Source organism: Candidatus Neomarinimicrobiota bacterium (genome assembly GCA_041154365.1).
GTDB lineage: Bacteria > Fidelibacterota > Fidelibacteria > Fidelibacterales > Fidelibacteraceae > Fidelibacter > Fidelibacter multiformis.
The window spans coordinates 2645257-2668931 of record AP035449.1 but is presented as its reverse complement, the minus strand read 5'-3'; the positions used below and the strand labels follow the sequence as shown (position 1 = coordinate 2668931).

The following is a 23675-nucleotide window of genomic DNA, read 5'->3' as shown; positions in this document are numbered from 1 at the left end:
TGAAGAATGATTTTTTTTGTTTTTGTATCATGATCGTCTCCAATGCAATTGATGTGTTATCCTGTGTTATTTCATGTTGATATTCATGTGGAAATAAGTTCTGATTTCCCATTCAGAACCGTTTTCATCTGTGCCTGGACCGGGTTCATAGCGGGGAGAATATTCATTCAGGGAACGCCATCCGAGTTTCAAGCCAAAGCGGGGTTTGCTGTCATAGAGCCAACCTTGTTTTCCGAGGGATTTTGAAATATCAACACTGAGTTGAAGGGGATATGTCAGGTTAAAATCTTGATGATAATCATAAGGTCCCCAATCGTTAAACTTTACCATGGTGATCAGCTTGATATCTTTTACGATGAAACGGACATCGGCTCCCATGCGGAAGATTTCCCGTGGGTCATTTCCCTTCGGTTCTCCGTTTCCGGTATAAAGATTCGCGATCAGACCCAGATCCGTACGTGCTTTTGAAACGATCCGCGCATAAACTTCCCACAGATCTCGGGCTGGTGGAGCCCCGTCAAAGGCAAAGAGGGTACGCCCGTCACCCAGGATACCGATTGATGCATCACGGGTTGTGGGATGGTGCCGGTAGACAAAGCCAATGCTTGCAGCCAGTTTGGCATCTTCACGCATATCGCTGTCCCAATTATACATCCATGTGGCAGGTGTGGGATCATACGTCAGGAGTATTTCCCCGGCTGTGGTTTCGCGGTTGTCAATGACGGCAAACGGATCGTCAAGTACGTTACGGGGTGTGGCAGGGGCTGGAGCATCAGAGGGGATGGGGTCCACGAGGGGTTTTTGCCAGAGGAAATTGGGAGCTATCTGCCAGTTACCCATTAAATAGGTAAGACCTGTTAAGATATTTGTTTGGTTACCTCTGCCGCTATCTTTCAGGCGCCAGCCTGTATAGGTCAGGGCACTGTTTACACGACCGTCAGCGACCAATCCCATCATGGCACCCTGGGCATACCAGTTGAACCGGCCTTGTGAGTATGTCACCTTAAATTTTCCGCCAAACATATCTGCAGGCCGGATTTCGTCTTGCAACACACGATAGGATCCGGCGTCTTTATCCAGAATCTGGAAGGTTTCTTCAAGACGGTTTTCACCGGACCAGATACCGCCCAATTCAATACCGGCTTTTCCCACCGGAAAAGCCAGGTGAAGAGTGGCTTTTTTTGTAGGTGGAAGAGGTATGGCGAAAGAACTTGTTGCCAGGCTCTGAGAACTCAGGTCTTCCTGATACATAGCAGTTGTAGTAAATCGTCCAAATTGTTTCCGGTATTTCAATAAAATGGCCGGATTTGCTCCCCACCAGAGTTCGGGTCCATAGGCAATTTTTAATCCTTCCAATGCTTGTTTACCGGCAAACTCAACACCCAGAGGCGCTTCACCGTTGTAAATGTCAATATTGGGACCGTAATTTGCTTCTGGATACAATCCAAAAAAATCACCCTCATAACCCCAGTGATAATGGCCGGTACGATAGAAGCCTGTCAGGTTGAACCAGTCATCATCCCAGTTGAATTCAGCCCTGTAGACTTTAACCCGCTCTGCATCAGTGATCGTGTATAATCCCTCTTCGGCGCGAACAACCTGTTCGCGACCCCGGTTTTCATAAAAGATTTCATCGATGGGGTTTTTGGGAACATGAGCCAGAAAGTTGAGAGAAATAAAACCATTGAAATGGCCATTTGGACTGAAGGCAACGGTTGTAAAATAGGATTGCAAATGGTCAAATCCCTGGAAACGGGGGTAACCGTCAAAATCTGTATCTGTAGAAGCCGGTGTTGTGATATGGGAACCGCCTGTATAATACGTTTCCATTTTGATAAAGGCATTGCTGATGCGAAAAGCCTTTTGATTCTCGGATAATAAGGCAGCCCTGTCTCCCCGGGCTTTCAGGTACATTTCCTGAATATTGAGAGTATTAAAAAAAATTGATCAATTCCAGCATGGGTTAATCCCGGTTCATAAGGGCTCAGTTCATGGATCTGTTGCAAGGCATAGAAAGCAGCCCTTGGATACAATTCATATAAGCCACGTTCGTTTGTCGGACCTTTGGCACAGATACCGAACCACTCTTCATTCATATTGTTGGACCCTTCCCGGTAATCAAACTGATAGCCCCCGTTTGCCCATGAGGCCTTGGTATTATGAACATCCAGGTCATATTCCTGCCCGGTTTTCCACCACCCGTCACTAAACTGAAACGTAAATCCGCCAATTGAATTGCCGGTAAGTCCCATACCTGCAGCGTGTTTATACAAGTCCGCCCAATTGGATATAAAATACCCTGCCTGATCAATTTGAGCTTCTTCACCGGTTCGGGCGTTAAAAGCATCCGATCCAAACTCGGCCATCATAAAAGGAAGCCCCAGTGTTTTTTCAACCCGTTCAAAAGCATCTGTAAATGTGTAACCGCGATACATGTTGCTGGCAAAGATATCAAGATCTGTTATCTCACTGGCGAGGATATCAAGGAACAGCAAATCACCATTCACCATAGCAACAGGTCGTTTATCATCGATGGCTTTAATTGTTTTTACACCTTCATTAAAAAGGGCATACATGTGGCGGGCCCGCACTTCTTCACGTGTAGGCTCTCCGGGGATATTTTCCGTTTCTGCCGAATCCCAGAAAAGGCCATAATTGTTTTCATTTCCCAACATCCACATCAGCAGTCACGGTGTATCCTTGTATTCTTCAGCCATCTCGCGGACTTCATTGAGTAGCGCTTTTCGTGTGTCAGGGTCTGCGTAGTCTGTATGAGGGATATACGCACCGTTGACCTCAACACCATAACGTCCAAAAGCATGGTTGAGCACTGTATATATCCCGTATTTTTTATAAATATATTCGATCCAGCGGGAAGGAATGCCCACATACTGGCGTATTGTGTTGACCCCCATTGCCTTAAGCAAGGACATTTCGTTGTCTAAAGCTGCCACGATGATATCATCCGGCTGGTTCCATATTGAATAGGTATAGGTTGTCCCGATTGGATAATAATCCCAGTTCATCCCCTTGATAAAAAAATCTTCTCCCTGAACCTGTAGACGGTAACCGTTCTCATCCTGTACCACCATTACCTGATCGAATTCCTTGGCGCTTAATCCGGTTACAATGACTGTAAAAATGAAGAAGATCAATGATGATAAACGAATCAATCTTTTTCTCTTTTGCATTCTATACCTCGCTTTATAATAACTTTAACAATACGTGTATTTTTATTATTTTATTGTCCCGCTCAAACACATGTGAACTGTAAGATGCTGGAAGTGTTAATCCGTCCAGTACTTTCTCGTGACCGTCCCGAAATGTCACAATCATTTTTTCCATATCTGATTTGATGTAAATGACGGGAACCTGGCAGATGGTGAAAGCCATCATATTTTCACTTAGCATCAATGTTTGTCTTTTATTCTCCACATCGAAATAGCTGAAAACTTTTGAGTTTAAAAGGAATTCCTTTGTGTTCAGAAGAGCCGGAGTAAAATGAATGGCTCCTTGTTTGATGCGCACTCCCAATTCACCGGTTCGTGCAAGGATATCCTCCTTTGTCTGACCTGTCATGCCCGGTTGTTGTACGCCTGAATACCCGGGCGTGTGAGAATAGGGATCCATTGGAAAAGCGCCATATTCGTCCGGATTCTTATGGCTTCCGATTCCTTCTTTAATTTCAAAATAATATGTTTTTAACATTTCCAGGATTTCCGGATCGGATCCATCATTGTAAGCCCGGTAATAGGTATCCTGAACCGCCAAAAGTAATTTTGAAACCATGTGCCAATAGATACATCCCAAGCCTTCGTATTTAAAAAAGGTACCGGAGCGTCCGGTGAAAGATTGATGATCAAAAACAGATTCGTAAATATCCAGAATCGTATCGATTTCCGGAGCATTCAAGTCCATTTTTTCCAGGGTTTGTTTCAGGATGCGGCCATTGCTAAATACTGCGTTGAAATGGACATTGCCGTCAATATCCTGTTGAACCACCCGGGTATCTTTAGCCTGGAGAGAATTCTTTAAAAAAGAAGATTTATTTATATATTTTTTGGGGATTATGTTTTTCTCTGTAAAGCGCGGGAGTTGACGATCAGGATATAAAACATACGACTGTTGATCCGGACGATAGAGTCTGCTTTCCCGAAGTGATTCTAAAACGTCAAGAGCCTCCTGGGCGGACAAATACCCTGAACTTAGTACGGCGACCTGTCCTTCCAGCATTTCATAAAGCTTCCGGAGGGCAATTCCCTTGTCGGTCATACGGATGACATGATAGGCATGAAACAACCCATCATCCCGTTTGTTGAGGCTGATGGTGTGATCGATATGTTGAAGAACCAGGGAAAAGAGATTCAACATGTCTTGTCGGGGTAATCCCTTCCGTATTTTGGAAAATCCCCTGGTATATATGAGGGACCGGTATTGAGAGCCTGCATGTCCCAATTCATCCAGGAAAACTTTTCTGTCTTTATCCCTGAGGACGGCCCCAATCATATTCTTATGGTTATTGAAAGTCGTTAGGATCTTTTGAAAATGATCATAGACTTCCTGAGAAATATCAATTGTATCGATATCCAGTTTCCCAAAAAGGTCTGATAAAAAGTGGAGGTGATCCCGAAGATAATACAAGGTCACCATGGAAACGCCAAATCCGACCAATGCGTTATTTGCGTCGTTCCATTCCGGCCGCTGGGTATTCATCCAGATTCCGGCGCCGGGAATGAAGTTGGACAGTTTGGCCAGAATCGGAACCAGCAGTTTTTCAGCCAGGTTGACAAGAATCAATGACCCCTCTGCATCATGGAGGCGCTGGGCATCTGTCCCCATGTTTTTCATCGCATTCATAATCTCGTCGTGCAGGTTTGCATCGAAATCAATGGTATGATGGGGATCTTCCACAAGGGAAGCATAGGGTTTGATCCGGTAGGGGACATTGGCATAGGTAAACAGATCTTGTGTCAGAAGTTTTTGAAGTTTTCCCGGATGAAAGTGATAAGAGAGTTTTAAAAGTTTGAGCAAATAGACAATCTGATGATCCCCCCAGTAGCCGATATTGGCAAACGGAGTATGGGGGTCTGGAGTTTCCCATTCAAAACCATTCCGTGTCAGTCGATAGGGGTTGTACCCGTCTGCGGTTGTAGAATTCACAAATTTTGTGATCATGTGTTCAATGAATTCCGGAAACGATAAAGTCAGGGCTTCCCAGTTCTGAAAAACATCTCTCCAGTTCCCCTGATAATTCAGGAGCCGGTTTCCATCCTCATCCCGGATATGAATAGCAAAATCATTCCAGGGACGACTTGGATCACCGTGACGGCGGCTGAAGCTTAAAGGCAGATATTCATAAAGAAGACGCTCCAGATTGTTGTCTTTTTTGTTTAAGAAGCCCGAGATATCATTTAGTGCCATGATGGCAGGAAGGTTTTCCAATTCGTCACGATATTTTTGATATAATGACACATTTGACGTTCGCAAAAACTTCAGAAAATCATCTTTATATATGGTGTTATTATATTCAAATATTCCTCCCCGCATAATATTGAAAAGGGTCACCGAAAAATGACGGAAATTCATGTGCTGATCGCGTCCCAGTTGAAGGCCGTCACTTCGGGCAACCAGTTGTTCAAGGGCTTCGTCACTTTTCTGCAATTCGGATATTAGGATGTTTTCAGGATGGGGCTCTCTTTGTAAAAAATCTCTCAGTTCAGTGAGTTGGACAAGATCCTGCTTCAGATCCGCCTGGATGAACCAATTTTCCCTTTTTCCTCGTGGAAGCTCAAAAGTGCTTTCGATAAAATATGCTCCCCGGCGTGCTCTGATATCTGTTTCGGTGGATATCGCTTTTCCCTTCCGGAAGGCGTCAAGCTGGGTGGAAGACAATAATACATGATCCCGGTGCAAACCGGCAGACCATACGGTGGTGGAGTGTAAAGATTCTGCCGGTTCGGCTCTGTCGGTAAGCAGGGAGCTGAGGGTATAAATCCCGATACCGTTTTCTGGCAGAAGCTCATTTTTCTTGTAACCATCAAGGAGTGTACTGTAGGCCAGTTGTGTGCCACGGTCCACTCCGGTGGGCAGGATGTTCTGAATGCCATCCAGAATGCGGATCGTGACGGTTTGGTGCCCTAAAGAGGTGATGGCTGCTTCCCGAACAATCCCAAAGCGGTGACAATTTGTCCACCGGCAATAAAACGCAAGCTTCAGGTCATGATTGATCTCTTCAAATATGATATCATTTCCCAAAGGACGCTTATACATGTTACGGCTGGTTTCATAAAGGCCCTCATACCGGTTGGAAAGGGGTTCCCAGAAATTTATTTTACCGTTGATGGTGGCCATGATCAATGTTTTACCACCGGTTGTATTTTTTGAATCGTGAATGCGGTCATCATTATAATAAGGGAACAGTGCGTTATCCGGATTGCAGCGACCGGCGGTCAAGGCTCCGGAACTGGATACAAACATCCAGATATCTGAGTCACTGATAACACTCAGGAAAAAAGGAGACATATTGTCGTAGTTTTCTATACAGTAATAGGGTTTTCCCTGAAAATCCACCATCTTGCCCTGAACCGGCTGAGCGTTGATTTTCAGGGAAGTGGGACCGATATGGATGTTTTCCTGATGTAAGCTGTTGGACATAAGATGGCCTCCGGTCAAGCATTTGGCATGTGTTGGTTCATCCACAGAAGGATCTTGCCATGAATTGCTAATTCAAAAAATCTTAATGATGATTTAGGACTTTTTGGGGATTATTGCTCGGAAGATAGTATCAAAATGTCGGACTATAATGTCATTTATGTTTTGGAGGAGATATATATTCTGATGGAGATTTATGGTATTGTTTCCGGAAACACCGCGCAAAATAGGTCAGATCATTAAACCCCACGGCATAAGCAATCTCTGTAATAGTCACTCTTTTTTCGCTAAGCAATTGTGCGGCTCTTTTCAAACGAATGCTTTTGATAAATTCGTTTACGGTCTGGTCTGTAAGTCCCCGGATTTTACGGTAAAGTTGTGTGCGGCTCATGCCTACTTTTTTGCCGAGCGTATCGGCATTCAAACCGGTATCTGAAATATTGCGTTCAATCATTTCAACAACTTTCTGGAGAAATTTTTCATCGACATCTTCAATATTGACGGACTTGGGGCCGATCAGAAAATCGGCGGAAAATTTCTTTCGGAGTTTTTTTCGGGATTCCAACAAATTGATTATCTGAACATTCAGCATATCGATATTGAATGGTTTTGCCAGGTAAGCATCTGCGCCCTTCTCAAGACCCTCGATTTTTGATTGTTTTGAAGAATAAGCTGTTAAAAGGATGACCGGAATGTGACTGGTTTTTTCACTTTGTTTCAAACGGTTACACAGCTCTATCCCGTCCATGTTTGGCATTTTAATATCTGAGATAATTAAATCCGGGATCTGTTTTTTGGCTTGTTCAAGTCCGATGATTCCATCCTGGGCACATTGAATTTGATAATCTTCCGCAAGGGATTTCCGGATATAATTTCGTATTTCCTCGTCATCTTCTACCACAAGAATCAGTGGTTTACTGCCGGGTGTTGGGCTGTAAGACTCGTTTTTTTCGCTTGTTGCATCAGGTATTTTAAGTATACCGGATGTTTTTTCACGGATGGGTGTGCGGATGAACTGACTGACGACCTGTTGCTCTTCCAGGTATTTTTCGTCGAGGGGAATATTGACGGTAAAAACAGAACCGTGCCCCTCTTTGCTGTCGATTCGGATCTTCCCGTGATACAGCTTGATCAGTTCATTGACGAAAGCCAAGCCGATACCACTCCCTTCCCGGACATCCAGACCCTTCCCCTCTATTCTGAAAAAACGCCGGGTGATTAAATTGATCTTGTCCCTGGGAATGCCGATCCCTGTGTCGGATACGGCGATTTCTATATTCCGGACGTTTAGAATGTCTTTGTTTTGTTTTTTGTTCTTTTCAGGATCAAGAATCGTTGCTGAAACGTGGATTCTTCCCCCATCCCTGGTGAATTTGAAGGCGTTTGAGAGAAGATTGTAGATGATTTTATCCAATTTATCTGTGTCGAACCAGGCAATCTCCCTGTCGGTTGAACTTGTAAAGGTTAATTCCATCTTGTGATCAATCGCGTATTCCCTGAATGAATTTACGGTTTCTTTTAGAAAAGCAATAATATCACCGGTGGAAAGCTGCAGGGATAAGTCACCGGTTTCAATTTTCTGAATATCTTTCAACTGATTGATCATCCGATGGAGCCGTTGGGCGTTTCGAAGGATTAGTCCGATGTTTTCACGGGACCGGGAATCCAGGGAATCAGAACTGCTTAATTTCTCCAAAGGACTCAGAATCAGTGTCATGGGAGCATGAAATTCATGGGAGATATTCGTAAAGAACCGTGTTTTCATTTGATCCAGTTCATACATTTTTTCCAGTTCCAGTTGTTCAAGACGCAAATCAGCCCTCATTCTCTGGCGGCTGATAAAGTAATTGAGAATAAAAGTAAGAATGCCCAGGATCAGGAGTGCCTCAATGATATAAGCCCACCAGGTTTCCCAGAACGGAGGTGTGATATATATCTTTATAGATCGCCCGGTTTCATTCCAAACCCCATCGTTATTCGAAGCTTTGACTTTGAAAATATATTCACCGGGATCAATGTTGGTATAATTAGCGGTTCTGGCATGCCCTGCATCATTCCAGGAGTCTTCAAAACCTTCCAGTTTGTAGGCATATTGGTTGTCCTGTGGGGAAATATAGTTCAGGGCGGCATATTCAAAGGCGAATACGTTCTGGTGATGGGCCAGTGTGATCTTCTTGGTATTATTTATGTGGTGATTCAGAATTGAATCCGGTCCATTGACGGAAACGGATTGATTGAAAAGTCTGAAATCCGTGAAGACAAGGGGAGGGATATATTGATTGGATCGGATATGGGATGGATAAAAGATGTTGAAACCATTATTCCCACCGAAGAGGATTTCACCCTGCCGGGTTTTCAATCCGCTGCGGATATTAAATTCATTCCCCTGGAGTCCATCGGATACGTCAAAAAGCTGAACCTCATTCTGATCCGGATTGAAGCGGCAAATACCCTTGTTGGTGCTGAGCCACAGAAAACCCGGTTCACCTTCCAGAATACATTTGATTTCGTTGTCCGGCAGTCCATGCCGTGTGTCATAACGGGTAAAGCTATCTGTTTCAGGATTATACCGGTTCAGTCCGCCGCTGGTCCCGACCCAGACAGATCCATCCTTTGTTTGTGTAAGATACAGGACAAATCCTTTGCTGAGACTTGTAGGGTCTTGACCGTTATGCATGTAATTAATAAACGTATCTGCTCCCGGATCCAGACGGTCCAGCCCGGCATCGGTGCCGACCCAGAGCCTGTTCTGATCATCCCGCAGAAGAACACGGACATTGTTGTCACTCAATCCGCTGTTTGTTGTATTATAAATCCGGACATGGTCTTTATCCGGATTAAAATGGGTAAGGCCGCGCCAGAATGTTCCAAGCCACAAACCGTCTTTTCCGTCACCCTCTATATCCATAATGCGGTCACTTGCCAATCCGGCAGAAGACTGTGTATAATTTATAAAACGAGCATTTTTTCGATCGAAAAGGTATAAACCCTCTGCCCATGTACCAACCCAGAATCTGCCTTTGTGATCTTCGTATAAAGAAAGAATGACATTCGTTTCCAGCCGGGTGTTCTCTTTGGTATAATGCAGAAAACGCCCTTTATCCATGTCAAACTGATTCAGTCCGCCCCCATCTGTTGCAATCCACAAGCCTCCGTCTTTTGTTTCCAAAAAGGTATTCACCATATTATGACTGAGGGATGCGTGGTCTCCCGGTTGATGCTTAAAGTGCTTAAAGGGAGTGTTCCTGTCAATCAACAAATTGATGCCGTGAGCATATGTGCCAATCCAGATATTTCCTGCCATATCTTCAAAAATGGACCAGATGGAATTATGGCTTAAACTGTATTTATTATAGGGATCATGTTCATAATGTGACATGTTTCCTTCAGAAATATCCAGGATATCAATACCCCGGTCTTCGGTGCCAATCCATAAAAATCCTTTTTGATCTATGAGCAGGCTGATCACAATATCACTTGTGAGTGGTTTAATATCTGACCGTGTTGAATAGTGTTCGATCACTTTGGGCTGATTATACTGAACGAGCAAGCGATACAGACCATCCCCTTGTGTTCCTATCCAAACGTGATGATCTTCATCAGACTGTACGATGGCAGTGATATGATAGGGTGTGAGTCCGTTTTCCCCATACAGGTGAGAGACCGCCAGGCTGGTTCCATTCAAGATATCGATGGCTCCGTTATCGTGAACGATCCATATATTGTGTTCGTGATCCTCAAATAAGAGACTGATTGTCATGCTTTGAAGGTTTTTATTTATCGTCGTGAATCCTGTGTTTTCTCTATAAAGAATCAATCCACCGTTGCGGGTCCCAATCCATACACGGTTATCACTGTCAATCAGTAGTGCTTCAATTTGATTATCTGTGAAAAAAGAAGTATCACCGGCTTCAGAATGATAGGTAATCATTTGATCGGCTGCCGGATCGAATCTGTTCAATCCATCACTCGTGCCTATCCAGATACGGCCATCCTGGTCTACGGCAAGGTCTGAAATGTAATTATGTGCCAGGCTTTGTTCACGATCCTGTGTATAGTGAAAAGTCTTGAAATGATATCCATCGAAGCGATTGAGCCCGTTAAAGGTTCCAAACCACATAAAACCGCTTTTATCCTGGGTTATACAGGTCACATTTGACTGGGAAAGGCCGTCATTCGAGGTCCAGTGGGTAAATCTGAAAATTGATTGTTCAGATGCCGGGGCTGAAACTCTAAGCAGTAGAATGAGCAGGCAGGTGCCCAGAAGTCTCTGTATGCCGGGGGTTAAGTTGTGTACAATTTTAATGAAGCCTTTTGTTCTTATCATGGTTTTTTAATATCGGGGATGTATATCCGGAACTCTATTCATGACCTCAAGTAATACGGAATATCCCTTTGATTGAAAGATCTTTTCATGGAGGGATTTCATCTCATCATGAACAATTTAGGGAATCCTGATTAAAGAAAAGAAGGATTATTCTCAACCGGTTCACCGGGAATCACCCTTTCAATCCTGCATGAAAATTGTTATATTTAACTATAAGAAAGGATGGGTCCTAACTGTTCAATGGTGTCGTGAGGACATGATGATTGTTTCAATCGGAGAAATTCTCTTCGACCAATTTCCGGACTACCGGCGGATTGGAGGAGCTCCTTTTAACGTAGCAGCCCATTTGTCTTCCTTTGGCTTGAAGACGGATTTTATCACACGGGTGGGAAACGATAAAGATGGAGATGAACTCCGCTCTGTTGTCTCATCCTATGGATTGGATCCGGGATTGGTGCAGGAGGATGCAGCTTATCCCACGGGACGGGTTGAGGTTGCTTTGGACCCAAAGGGCAATGCCCGCTTTCAGATTATCAGGCCTGTTGCCTATGATTTCCTCGAAGTTACCCCTGAGGCACTGGACCGGGTTTCCAGGGCTGATTTGATTTATGTGGGGACCCTGATTCAACGGTCAGCCCGGGGATTTGAGACGGTCCACAGCCTGTTAAAACACCGGAACCCTACGGCCCTTGTTTTGTGTGATATCAATCTCCGGCCGGATTGTTATACGGAGAAAACGATTCGGGAAACCCTGAAAAAGACGGATATCCTGAAACTGAACCGGGAGGAGCTGCAAACGCTTTCGCAGCTTTTTTCGGGACCGGAGCAGGAGGAAGAGATGCTTACCTGGCTTATGGATTCCTTTTCTTTCCGGATGATATCCCTGACAGCTGATGCGGACGGCAGCCGGCTGATGACTTCCAGAGGCTCCTATTCCATGAAGCCTAAAGCTGCCCTCTCCATCCGGGATACAGTGGGAGCGGGAGATGCCTACGCCTCCGTTTTGGCAGCCGGCATCCTCCTGAACTGGGATCCCGAAAAAATCCTGAAAAATGCCACAGATTTTGCCGGCAAAGTTTGTACCCTGAAAGGTGCTTTACCGGAAGCCCCGGGTTTTTATACATCCATCAAAAAAGAGATACATGGAGATAACGATGACTAAAGACGGTCTCTATATCATGATGTTCAGTATCCATGGACTGGTGAGAGGATCCAACCTGGAAATGGGCCGGGATGCAGATACCGGTGGACAGATCAAATATGTGGTCGAACTGGCAAAGGCGTTGAGCCGCCATGAAAAGATCCGCAAAGTAGATCTGTTTACCCGCCTGATCGATGACAAAACGGTTTCGGACGATTATGCAAAGCCGGTCGAAGATCTGGGAGAGAATTGCCGGATTGTCCGTATCCAGTGCGGCGGGAAAAAATATATGCGGAAAGAATTGCTTTGGCCCTATCTTGGTGAGTATACCGACAAAGTGTTGAAGTTTATCAAAAAAGAAAAGGATATCCCGGATCTCGTCCATGGTCACTATGCGGATGCCGGGTATGTGGCCTCCGAACTGGCGATGGTATTGGGACTTCCTTTCTTTTTCACCGGTCATTCCCTGGGACGTTCCAAACTTTCAAAACTTCTGAATGAAGGGATGAAGGAAAAAGAGATTATTCGAAAATATAAAATTGATCACCGCATCGCCGTCGAGGAAAATATCCTTAAAAATGCCAATCTTGTGGTAACCAGTACACGGCAGGAAGTGAATACCCAGTACGGGCAGTACCACAACAAAACCATGACCCGTTACAAAGTGATTCCCCCGGGAATTGATCTGGAGAAGTTTTACCACTACCTCAGGAATCACATGTCTGAAAAGAGTATTGATGGCCGGCAAATGGCTGCCAAAGCCTCAATTTCTGAAGAACTCCACCGTTTTTTCCTGAATCCCTCAAAGCCGGTAGTGCTAACCCTATGCCGACCGGATCAGCGGAAAAATATCAGCGGATTGATTAAAGCCTATGGCGAAGATCTGGAGCTCCAGGCCATGGCCAATCTGGCTATTTTTGCCGGCATCCGGAAAGATATTACCGAAATGGAGGAAAATGAGCAGGATGTGCTAACGGAAATGCTTCTCCTCATGGATAAATACGACCTTTACGGTAAAATGGCCATTCCCAAAAAACATGATTTCGAACATGAAGTCCCGGAATTATACCGGATTGTGGCTGAAAAACATGGAGTGTTTATCAATGCGGCTTTTACAGAGCCCTTTGGGCTGACGCTCATTGAAGCTTCGGCATCGGGATTACCCATCGTAGCTACAGATGATGGTGGACCCCGAGATATCATCTCGAATCTGAAAAACGGAATTTTGGTTAATGTACGGGATACGGAAAAAATCAGCGAGGCTTTGAAAACCATTCTTGCTGATCCGGAACTCTGGAAAAAATATTCTCAAAACGGAATTATCAACGTGGAAAAATATTATTCCTGGGATGCACACGTGGATACCTATATAAAGGAAATTGAAAAAATGCCGAAAGAAGCACAGGAGTCTCCCATTATCAAGGGAAAAACAAAAGACACGGTGGGCAAACGCCTTCTCTCTTTGAACCATCTGTTGATTACCGACATCGATTATACCCTGATTGGCGGTGATAATGAGCATCTGGATGAATTGAAAAGGCGGCTTGAGGATGCCCGGGATGTTCTGGGATTTGGCGTAGCTACCGGACGGACGATTGAATCTGCCATGGAGATCATCCGGGAACACGATATTCCCCAGCCGGATTTCCTGATTACATCGGTGGGAACCGAGATTTACTATGGGAATGAGTTGACCTATGATCATGGCTACGATGCCCATATCTCCAAACGGTGGAACCGTGATAAAATCCGGGAAGTCCTGGATACGCTGGATTTTCTGATCTATCAGGAAGAGGACACCCAACGGAAATTCAAAGTCAGCTATTACATGGAACCGGACAAAGACCGCCTGGCATCGGTGCACCATGCCCTGGTCAAAAATAAGCTGAAATACAACCTTATCTATTCCCATGGACAGTTCCTGGATATTCTGCCTGTCATGGCTTCCAAAGGGAAGGCCATCCGGTATTTGAGTTATAAGTGGGAAATTCCCCTCCGGCAGGTGATTGTTTCAGGGGATTCGGGAAATGATGAAGAGATGCTTCGAAGCGGTGCTTTGGGTGTGGTTGTGGGAAATTACAGCTCTGAACTGGAACATCTGAAGGATGTAAACCGTATTTTCTTTGCGGAGAAACCTTATGCCGGTGGTATTCTGGAAGGGCTGGATCATTATCAGATTATTGAGAAAGCAAAAGAAAGGAATCGTTCTTGAATTTGAACAATAAAACAGAAAAACTGATTAAAAAAAAGGAACTCCATACATTTAAAGAATTCATTGCCGTCCTGGCCAGGCATGAAGGAAAAATCCTCCTTCAAAATGATTTGCTGTTGATCTTCAAGGATTTTTGTGCTGAAAAAAATCTTGAAAATGCTTTTCTGGAGGATTCATCTGTTGCCGCATTTCTGAAACGGATTCAGGAAATTATCATCCGGAATGAATATATGGCCCTTATGTACCGGCATGGCATCGGGAAATACCGGTTTTACATGTTGCGACAATATGGGGAGTATATGGAAATCATGGCTCCCGGGGAGTATCTGGATATTAAGGATACACAAATTTCCAGCGAGGAAAAGATACTGACCCCTCTTCACATCGACTTTATGCCCTTTTATGATTTTTCCCCTTCCATCCGGGATACGCGCTCGGTAGGAAACGGGATCCGCTATCTGAACCGTTACCTGAGCAGCCACCTCTTTCAAAATCCAAAAGAATGGAATGAAAAACTCTTCAGTTTTATCAAAATGCACAGTCATAACGGTTTTCAATTGCTGGTCAACGGGGGAATTCTGACGGATTTTGATTCTTTTTATGAAGCCCTTGACGAAATGATTGAAACCCTTTCCAGGGAATCTGAGGAAACGCCATATTCCAGGGTAGAACCCCTTCTTAAAAAAGCTGGATTTGAGCCTGGTTGGGGCAACACAGCCGGCAGGATTGTTAAAACCATGCAGCTGCTTTATGATCTCATCAATGAGCCGGATGATTCTTTGTTGGAAGCCTTCATTGCCCGTGTACCCATGCCCCATATTTCAAAAATCGCGATTATTTCTCCCCACGGCTGGTTTGGCCAGGAGCATGTTTTGGGTAAACCGGATACAGGCGGACAGGTGATTTATATTTTGGATCAGGTGAGGGCACTGGAAAAATATCTGAAAGAATCCCTGCGATTATCCGGACTGGATATCGATCCCCGGATTATCGTGATTACCCGGCTTATTCCTGAAGCCGGAGATACCACATGCGACCAGAAGCACGAGAAAATCCATGGGACAAAGAACGGGTGGATTTTGAGAATTCCTTTCCGGGATGAGCACCATCAGGTGATTCCACACTGGATTTCCCGTTTTCATGTCTGGCCCTATTTGGAACAATTTGCCGAAGACGCCGCTTTTGCCGTTCAAAGTGAATTTGAAGGGAAACCGGATCTGATCATCGGAAATTATTCGGATGGAAACCTGGTGGCGTCACTCATGTCTGATGCCCTGGATGTGACCCAGTGTACCATTGCCCACGCCCTGGAAAAGACAAAATATCTCTTTTCGGATCTTTATTGGAAGAATGTGGAAGACCATTATCACTTCTCCCTCCAGTTTACGGCCGATATGATTGCCATGAACAAATCCGATTTTATCATTGCCAGTACTCACCAGGAGATCATTGGGACCGAAACGGAGATGGGACAGTATGAATCTTACCAGAATTTTACTCTCCCCGGTTTGTACCAGGTAATCAACGGGATTAATCTTTTTGCACCCAAATTCAATGTCATTCCCCCTGGCGTGGATGAACGGATTTATTTCCCTTATCATGAATCGGATAAACGCATTCAGGAGCATACACATACTTGGGAAAACCGGCTTTTTACAGATCCTGCGGAGGATATTTACGGCAGACTGGAGAATCCGGATAAACGGCCGATCTTTACCATGGCCCGTTTTGACAAGGTAAAAAACATCACCGGCCTTATCGAAGCGTTCGGACAGAGTGATGCACTAAGGGAATCCTGTAACCTCATCTTTTCTGCCGGCAGTATCCGTATCGAAGAGTCAAAGGATGATGAGGAAAGGGAACAGATCCATCTGGCTTATGAACTCATTGGTAAATATGATTTGCACGGACAAATCCGTTGGTTACCCAGTATTAAAAAACAGGATACCGGTGAGGTTTATCGGATTATTGCCGATAAAAAAGGAATTTTCGTTCAGCCGGCACATTTTGAAGCATTCGGTCTGACAATTCTTGAAGCCATGGTTTCCGGATTGCCGACCTTTGGCCCTAAATTCGGGGGACCATCAGAAATTATCGAGCCGGGCAAGAGCGGGTTTCTGATGAATACCAGCAAACCGGAACTGATTGCTGAAAGCCTGGAAACTTTTATGGAGTCCTGTGAAAAAAACACCGGGCTTTGGAAAACCATTTCTGAAAATGGGATTAAACGGGTGAACAGCTATTTTACCTGGGCTCTTTACAGTGAAAAACTTGTAAGCCTTGCAAAACTATATGGTTTCTGGCGCTTTTCTGAATCGGCCGAAGGGAAGGTGAAGCTGAACCGTTATACCGATCTTATTTACCACTTTCTCTTCCGGCAGCGAGCCCTTCAGGGAGAATAGTCCCTGTATTTATTGGATGATTGTCAACTCATTCAACAGGTCTTTCGCCTTTTCAATTTCAGTCAGGTTCAGCAGAAGGTACCGGATATCCACCGAGATGGCACGGGTCAGTTGATCATCATAGATCCAGTCGCTGGTCATGGCTTCATAGTTACCATCAAAGGCAATACCTACGATGCGACCCTTTTTATCGAAGACGGCACTGCCGGAGTTTCCGTTGGTGATATCCATGGTATGAAGAAAATTGACAGGAAAATCCTCTAGCCCTTTATCATAAAAAACCTGGTTATTTTGATTCAGACGAATGGATTTTATGGGTTCAGGAACATTGAAGGGGTGTTCACCCCGGTCCTTTTCCCATACACCGGTGAGTGTTGTAAAGGGTTCATACCAGATGGCATCAGCCGGTGAATATCCCTGGATATGGCCAAAGGAGCAACGGAGGGTTCCATTGGCATCCGGATAGATTGTATGGTCTAAGAAATCTTTTAGTGCATCAAAATAGGGTGGCATCAGGACCATTCTCTGACCTGCGCGTTTTTTGCCTTCTTCCCGGATTTCCCGGGCTTGTTTTTCCAGCAAACATGCAAAGAGAATACAAGGATCCTGAATTTTAATGAATTCTTCCGGAGTCATGTCAAGAAGACGTTGTCTGAAATCCGGGTCCGTCAACCGGGTTTCAGAGTAGAGATTTTCCACAAATCTTCCGACAACCTGAGAAACAGATTCTCCTTTTATCATGGAAAAGAGTGAGTCGATCAAAGGAATCCGCTCTGTTGCCGGTGCCTTCAACATCTGTGTGAGGTGGTGGTGCAGGAGGATTTTATCCAGTGTTTCGTCATAAGCGGACATGTAATAAGCCATGGAACGCTGCTGTTTATCGTAATCCCGCTGTTGAAACCCCCGTTCCCGTTCCAGGTCCGGTTTTTTCTTTTCATGATTCCAGCGGACAAGATCCGAGGCGATGGCAACTAGACGGGGATCCCGCTGCAAATTATAAAATTTTTCCCGGGCATGATAATTCGTTTCGTATGCTTTCTGTAGTTTATCCAGTTGTTGCAAAATGTCCCGGTTCTTACCCTGATGATAAAGTTTTTCTTCCAACGTCTGTTTTTCACCAATAACATCCCGGCTCTTTAATCCATCCAGCATTCCCTGGTATTTTTTCTTATAGTTGTTCAGTCCCTTGATTCGGGAGGCAAATTTCAGGGTTTTTTCCGGATTTGCCGCACCCAGGGAATCCATAAGATCCACCAAAAATTCAAAATGCCGAATAGCTTCCGGGTATTCCACATTAAGGGTAAATGCGGCCTCCCGGGCAGTGAGGTAGCGTTGGGTTCTGCCGGGATATCCCAGGATCATGGTGAAATCTCCGGGTTTCAGGCCTTTTACCGATAGGGGAAAGTAGTGAATAGGCTGATAAGGGATATTGTCTTCTGAATATTCTGCCGGATTATTTTCAGAATCGGCATAGACCCGGAGGATGGTAAAATCCCCAGTATGGCGGGGCCACATCCAGTTGTCAATATTGCCTCCGAATTCCCCAATGGCACGGGGAGGAGTATAAACCAAACGCACATCATTAAATTCAAGGCGGCGAATTAAAAAATAGGATTTTCCATTGTAGAAGGAGCGGATCAGAACCTTTTCATGCCCCTTTTCTTCCCGGGCGATAATACGTTTGATTCGGTAATCCACAGAATCGTATCGTGCAACGGGATTCATGGTGTCGGTAAGGCCGTGTAAAATTTCCTGAGTAACGTCTTCAAAAGAAATTGTAATAGAGGCCCGGAAACGTGGGACATGTCTTTCTTCATCATGGTTTCGGGCCAGAAATCCCTTCTCCAGAATGTTGTCTTCAAGGGTACTGAGTTGCTGAATACCACTGAATGCCACGTGATGGTTGGTGAGAATAAGTCCTTCCGGGGAAATAAATGAAGCGGAAGCACCATTCAGGTTCACCACACCGGCTGCGATCTTTGGATAACCTGTTTGGGGGTCCACATCAAATTTCATCCGGAGACCGGCTTTACGCATGGATTTCAGGGGCAGCTTATTGAGAAGGTACATGCCTTCAACAGCATACAGAATCTGTAGAGTTGAGATTATAAACAGGCAAAATACAAGAATTCGTTTCATGATTTCTCCGGGATTTTGTTTATATCTAAATTTAAATGCAAGGCATGAATTGTTGAAACGTTTCTTGAAGAAAAAAGGCAATATATAAACATATAATTTACAATATAAGCTTGACAAATCTATTTCGGGTCTGTATTTTACCCCCGGGGGTGCATAAACATAGGGATATTTCTATAAAGGTATAATTTAACCCATGGAAAGACAGGTTTTTACCACAAGATACGGATTTCAAAGAAACAATAATTGTCCTGATATCTTTTACCCCTGGTATTTTCATGGTTTATCTTTGGTCTGAAGCTGATTATATTTAATTATTGGATAAGATAATCAGCAAACTTATCAACCTTGTGGTGCCGCCCCGGCGGTGGCGTATACCTGTCATCCTCCTGTTGGGGACGATTGCAGGAAGTGGTGCATATACAATCTATGTTTCGCGGGCTTGGACCTATGTTTCTGATAACCCTGAAACGTGCATCAATTGTCACATCATGAGCCCTCAGTATACAACCTGGCGACATTCTTCCCATCGGGAACAGGCGGTATGCAATGATTGCCATGTGCCACACAATACGATATTTCATGCCTACTATTTCAAAGCAAAGGATGGATTGCGTCATTCAGCCATTTTTACAACACGGGGGTATGAGCAGAGTATCCGGATGCTGGAACCGGGAATACGGGTGGTTCAGGAAAATTGTATCCGGTGCCATGAACATTTAAATGATCAGGTGGGGACGGATGTCTCACATGCTGAAGTTTTAGCAGGGGAGGGGCGTGTCTGTTGGGATTGTCACCGTGAAATTCCCCATGGCCGGGTCAGAAGCCTCTCTGTAACACCCTTTACGCAGGTTCCTGTGCCGGAGTCCCCCGCACCGGACTGGTTGAAAAAACTCTTGGAAAAAAAGGCAGGTGAGCCAGATGAAAATCAATGAACTTGTTGACAAACACCATTGGCTGGGTTGGCTGTTGTTTTTGGGCACGGCGGTGGTGGTCTTTCTGTTGGGACTCTTTGCCTCTACCATTATCCAGCGTCGGACAGAAGCAACCGTGATGAATGTTCCCTTGTATGATCTGGAAGAATTTGAACCCCGGAATGAAATCTGGGGAAAGGCCTATCCCCGGGAATATGCCCGGTACAAGGAGATGGCCGATACCTCCTTTGAGTCCAGATATAATGGAAATGCATTCCGGGATGCCCTGGAAGAGGATCCACGGCTGGTAATTCTGTTTGCCGGGTATTCCTTCTCCCGGGATTATAACCAGCCGCGAGGACACATTTATGCCGTGCAGGATATACACCATACTCTGCGGACCGGGACTCCGGATGAAAAGACACCGGACATGCAAACATCCAGCTGCTGGACCTGCAAAAGTCCGGATGTACCCCGTGTGATCCACGAAATCGGCGCCGCGGAATTTTTTAAAACACCCTGGTCGGAAATGCTGTCCGAAATTGTCAATCCCATCGGCTGTGCCAACTGTCATAACCCGGAAAATCAACATCTTCGCATTGTGCAAACACCCTTTATTGAAGCGTATGAACGAAAAAATATTGATATCACCGATGTTCCCATTAACAATATGCGAACCATGGTCTGCGCCCAGTGTCATGTGGAGTATTATTTTAAGGGTCCGGGAAAATATGTGACCTTCCCCTGGGACAACGGCTACAGTATGGAAGCCATTGAATCCTATTACGATGCCTATGATTTTCATGACTGGGTTCACCCCCTGAGCAAAACCCCCATTATCAAAGCCCAGCATCCTGATTACGAACTCTTTATGACAGGTATTCATTTTGAGCGGGGTGTTTCATGCGCCGATTGTCACATGCCCTATATCACGGAAGGAAGCCAGAAACTTACCGATCATAAGATTCAAAGTCCGCTGAATAATATTGAAAATTCCTGTATGGTGTGTCACCGTGAGGAGAAGGAAACGTTGATCCAAAATGTCTATGACCGCCAGGATAAGGTATATGAACAGAAAATTCTTCTGGAGGATATGCTGGTCAAATCTCATATAGAAGCCGCGTTTGCTTTTGATAAAGGTGCCGGGAGTGAGGATATGAAACGGGCACAGGATTTTATCCGACAGGCACAATGGCGCTGGGATTTTGTGGCGGCCAGCCATGGGGCTTCTTTTCATTCCCCGCTGGAATCCATGCGAATCCTCTCCGACGGGATGGAAAAAGCCTCGGAAGCCCGGCGGGAAATTGCCCGGGTTTTGGCGAAACTGGGTTATTATGAAGATGTGCCTTTGCCTGATATCAGTACCAAAAAGAAAGCCCAGCGCTATCTGGGCCTTGACCCGGTAAAACTTCGGAAAGAAAAGAATGAATGGATTGCCGAAGAACTGCCTGAATGGCTGAAAATTGCCAAAGAACGGGAAGCGCAAATGAAAATGCCCGAGCGTATCCGTTGAAACCGGGTTTCATGATATGACAGGCTTCCAATCCGGCAATTTAAAGGTGTTTAAAAACGCATTTTTTGTGTCTGTGATTCTCTTTATTTCTGGAAGTGTAATCCAGTATTTTTTTGGAAATTTCCCCCTTGGGCTCTTTAAGACACCGGTGAATATTATTCTTTTTACTGAGTTTCTGGTTCTCATCCCCCTCCTGTGGATTTTATTTCATAAACGGAAGATCATCCGGTGGTTTTCATCCCCTGAAGCGGCTGTAACATCCATGATCTTTTTTACTTTTCTGGTTTTTCTGATGGCTCTGATTCCCCAGGGGGGACATCCGGATCCTTTGGGTTTAAAAGGAATTGTGAATACATGGATGTTTGCTGTTTCCGTCATGTTTTTATTAGTCACCCTTGGATTTGCCATCCTTCGCAGATTGATGCCTTTATCCCGGAGAAATATCATTTTCACAATGAATCACTTTGGGTTATGGCTGGTGTTGCTTGCAGGATCTCTGGGACAGGCAGACAAAGAAGAAGTGATCATACAGGCAGGACAGGATCAGTTGGTCTGGTATGGTCAGAATGAATACACCGGTATCATGGAACTTCCCTTTGCACTGGAGCTTCAGGAATTTATCGTGAAAGAATATCCTCCCCGGTTGGCCCTCTTTCATCAGGCTGGTGCTCTCGTGAAAGCGCGGGGTGATCAATGGACATCTGTTGATGAACCGGGAATCTTTGCCATCGATTCGTTTGACATTCATGTTGGAACATATTATCCGGAAGCATTTGTTAAACCCGATACCGTTCTGAATGTGCGGGGCATTGCCGGAACAGCACCGGCAGCCCGTGTCCGTGTTACACCCCCTTCGGGTAAAAAGGTTCAGGGATGGATCAGTCCAGGCGGTTCAATAACACCGCCCCGAAGTCTTGAACTTTCCCCGGATTTTTATCTGGCTCTCCTGCCACCTGAACCGGCTTATTACGGAGCGCGAGCCCGTCTATATACCCAATCGGGAATAGACGGTGAATCGCGACTGATTGAAGTAAATCATCCAATAAAAGCAGAAGGCTGGTGGATTTATCTGCAAAGTTTTGATCAGGCTATGGGCAGAAAAGCAGAAAGGTACACTTTTCTGGCCGTTAAAGATCCCTGGCTCCCTTTGGTGTATGCCGGTCTATGTTTCATGATTGCCGGCGCGTTGGGATTGCTTTTTTTAAGCCCAAAATCCGGAAAAAGGGAAAACTTATGACCTGGAATTTTCTTCTGCTTACAACGATTCTTTTTATTGCCGGATGGTTTGCGGGAACCGTACTTCTCCTCCTGAAGAAAGAGACCGGAAGAGCCGGGTGGATTGTAAAAGCCGGACCCCTCTTTTCAACCCTTGTTCTGACAATTTTTGTCATTTTTTTATGGTGTGAACTGGAACGCCCGCCTCTGCGGACCATGGCGGAAACCCGTTTATGGTATGCCCTTTTTGTCTCGGGAATTATTTCCATTCTCTTTGTGAAAACCCGGGATAACGCACTCTATTTTCTGGGTGCCATGATGGCATCCGTATTTCTTATTGTGGATGTCATCCATCCGGAATACCGAAGCAAAGCCCTGATGCCGGCACTTCAAAGTCCCTGGTTTATTCCACACGTGATTGTTTATATGATATCCTACGCTGTTCTGGCGGCGGCGTGTTTGTCCGCTTTACGGGGACTTTTTCACAACCGGGGGAATTCAGCCGTCTCACAGAAACATTACATAACCCTTTCTATGCAACTGGTGTATCCCGGTTTTACGCTTCTCACGCTGGGGATGATTCTGGGTGCTATCTGGGCAAAAATCGCCTGGGGAAATTACTGGAGCTGGGATCCCAAAGAAACCTGGGCATTGCTCACCTGGCTCTTTTACCTGATCACGATTCATATTCATCACAACTTCCAGGAAAAACGAAAATTATTGCTATGGTTGCTGGGATTTTCTTTTCTGGTGCTGATCATTACCTGGATGGGGATCCGGTTTTTACCGGGGATGCAGAGTATACATGTTTATGGGTAGTTAGGAATGAGGGATGATGAATGATAAATGATGAATGATGAATGATGAATGATGAATTGAATTTAGGAATTATTGAATTTGGTTTTGTGAAAGAGATATGATTTGTATAAACAGCTATACTTTATCCATAATATTTGACGTTGCCCAATGGCGTTTGAATGCCTGATTTTTTGCCGGAGCAAAGCTATGGTCCAGAATTTGTTCCGCCCCCAGTTACCGCAAACCTCACGACTCGCTACTCGAACCTCGCTACTCCCTATTCCCCAATTTCCAGTTACGTAACAACGCCAGGTCACCGAATAGACCACCGGTAGGCGGTCGTATCGAAGTGCAACCCCTCCTCAA

General features: G+C 45.0%; 13 protein-coding genes. 7 read left to right on the top strand and 6 right to left on the bottom strand.

Annotation, left to right across the window (positions count from 1 at the left end):
- Positions 1-66: 66 nt before the first annotated feature.
- The 5 genes from strainIA91_RS11275 to strainIA91_RS11255 all read right to left on the bottom strand — a co-directional run bounded on the left by strainIA91_RS11275 (position 67) and on the right by strainIA91_RS11255 (position 10978).
- Positions 67-1914: a hypothetical protein gene (locus strainIA91_RS11275; RefSeq protein WP_400166875.1), complete on the bottom strand. Its 1848-nt coding sequence runs from the start codon at positions 1912-1914 to the stop codon at positions 67-69.
- A complete protein-coding gene (locus strainIA91_RS11270) occupies positions 1905-2675 on the bottom strand; it encodes a hypothetical protein (RefSeq protein ID WP_400166874.1) in 771 nt (256 codons plus the stop codon). The genes strainIA91_RS11275 and strainIA91_RS11270 overlap by 10 nt, the downstream gene beginning before the upstream one ends.
- Positions 2676-2687: 12 nt before the next feature.
- Positions 2688-3191: a hypothetical protein gene (locus strainIA91_RS11265; protein ID WP_400166873.1), complete on the bottom strand. Its 504-nt coding sequence runs from the start codon at positions 3189-3191 to the stop codon at positions 2688-2690.
- A gap of 13 nt (positions 3192-3204) precedes the next feature.
- The gene (locus strainIA91_RS11260; protein WP_400166872.1) at positions 3205-6654 is read right to left on the bottom strand and encodes a hypothetical protein; all 3450 of its coding nucleotides are present in this window, start codon (positions 6652-6654) and stop codon (positions 3205-3207) included.
- A gap of 151 nt (positions 6655-6805) precedes the next feature.
- Complete coding sequence (locus strainIA91_RS11255; protein WP_400166871.1) at positions 6806-10978, bottom strand: two-component regulator propeller domain-containing protein; 4173 nt, start codon at positions 10976-10978, stop codon at positions 6806-6808.
- Between the two features lie 256 nt (positions 10979-11234).
- Here strainIA91_RS11255 and strainIA91_RS11250 point away from each other — a divergent pair, with 256 nt between their 5' ends.
- Genes strainIA91_RS11250 through strainIA91_RS11240 form a run of 3 tightly spaced genes read left to right on the top strand, consistent with a single transcriptional unit; the run spans position 11235 to position 16733 of the window.
- Complete coding sequence (locus strainIA91_RS11250; RefSeq protein WP_400166870.1) at positions 11235-12140, top strand: PfkB family carbohydrate kinase; 906 nt, start codon at positions 11235-11237, stop codon at positions 12138-12140.
- Positions 12133-14331 carry an HAD-IIB family hydrolase gene (locus strainIA91_RS11245; protein WP_400166869.1) on the top strand — a complete coding sequence of 733 codons (2199 nt, stop codon included), beginning with the start codon at positions 12133-12135 and terminating at the stop codon, positions 14329-14331. The genes strainIA91_RS11250 and strainIA91_RS11245 overlap by 8 nt, the downstream gene beginning before the upstream one ends.
- On the top strand, positions 14328-16733 hold the full coding sequence (locus tag strainIA91_RS11240; RefSeq protein ID WP_400166868.1) for a sucrose synthase: 2406 nt from the start codon (positions 14328-14330) through the stop codon (positions 16731-16733). The genes strainIA91_RS11245 and strainIA91_RS11240 overlap by 4 nt, the downstream gene beginning before the upstream one ends.
- A gap of 9 nt (positions 16734-16742) precedes the next feature.
- On the opposite strand, the gene strainIA91_RS11235 is transcribed toward strainIA91_RS11240, so the two are convergent.
- Entirely contained in the window at positions 16743-18872 is a 2130-nt protein-coding gene (locus strainIA91_RS11235; protein WP_400166867.1) for a S46 family peptidase, read from the bottom strand.
- A gap of 314 nt (positions 18873-19186) precedes the next feature.
- Between strainIA91_RS11235 and nrfH the strand changes: the two genes are divergently transcribed.
- Genes nrfH through ccsA form a run of 4 tightly spaced genes read left to right on the top strand, consistent with a single transcriptional unit; the run spans position 19187 to position 23330 of the window.
- Positions 19187-19804, top strand: a complete 618-nt coding sequence (nrfH, locus tag strainIA91_RS11230; RefSeq protein ID WP_400166866.1) for a cytochrome c nitrite reductase small subunit — start codon at positions 19187-19189, stop codon at positions 19802-19804.
- Entirely contained in the window at positions 19791-21296 is a 1506-nt protein-coding gene (locus tag strainIA91_RS11225) for an ammonia-forming cytochrome c nitrite reductase subunit c552 (RefSeq protein ID WP_400166865.1), read from the top strand. The genes nrfH and strainIA91_RS11225 overlap by 14 nt, the downstream gene beginning before the upstream one ends.
- Before the next feature lie 16 nt (positions 21297-21312).
- Complete coding sequence (locus strainIA91_RS11220) at positions 21313-22533, top strand: hypothetical protein (protein ID WP_400166864.1); 1221 nt, start codon at positions 21313-21315, stop codon at positions 22531-22533.
- Positions 22530-23330: a cytochrome c biogenesis protein CcsA gene (gene ccsA, locus strainIA91_RS11215; protein WP_400166863.1), complete on the top strand. Its 801-nt coding sequence runs from the start codon at positions 22530-22532 to the stop codon at positions 23328-23330. The genes strainIA91_RS11220 and ccsA overlap by 4 nt, the downstream gene beginning before the upstream one ends.
- The last annotated feature ends 345 nt before the right edge of the window (positions 23331-23675 follow it).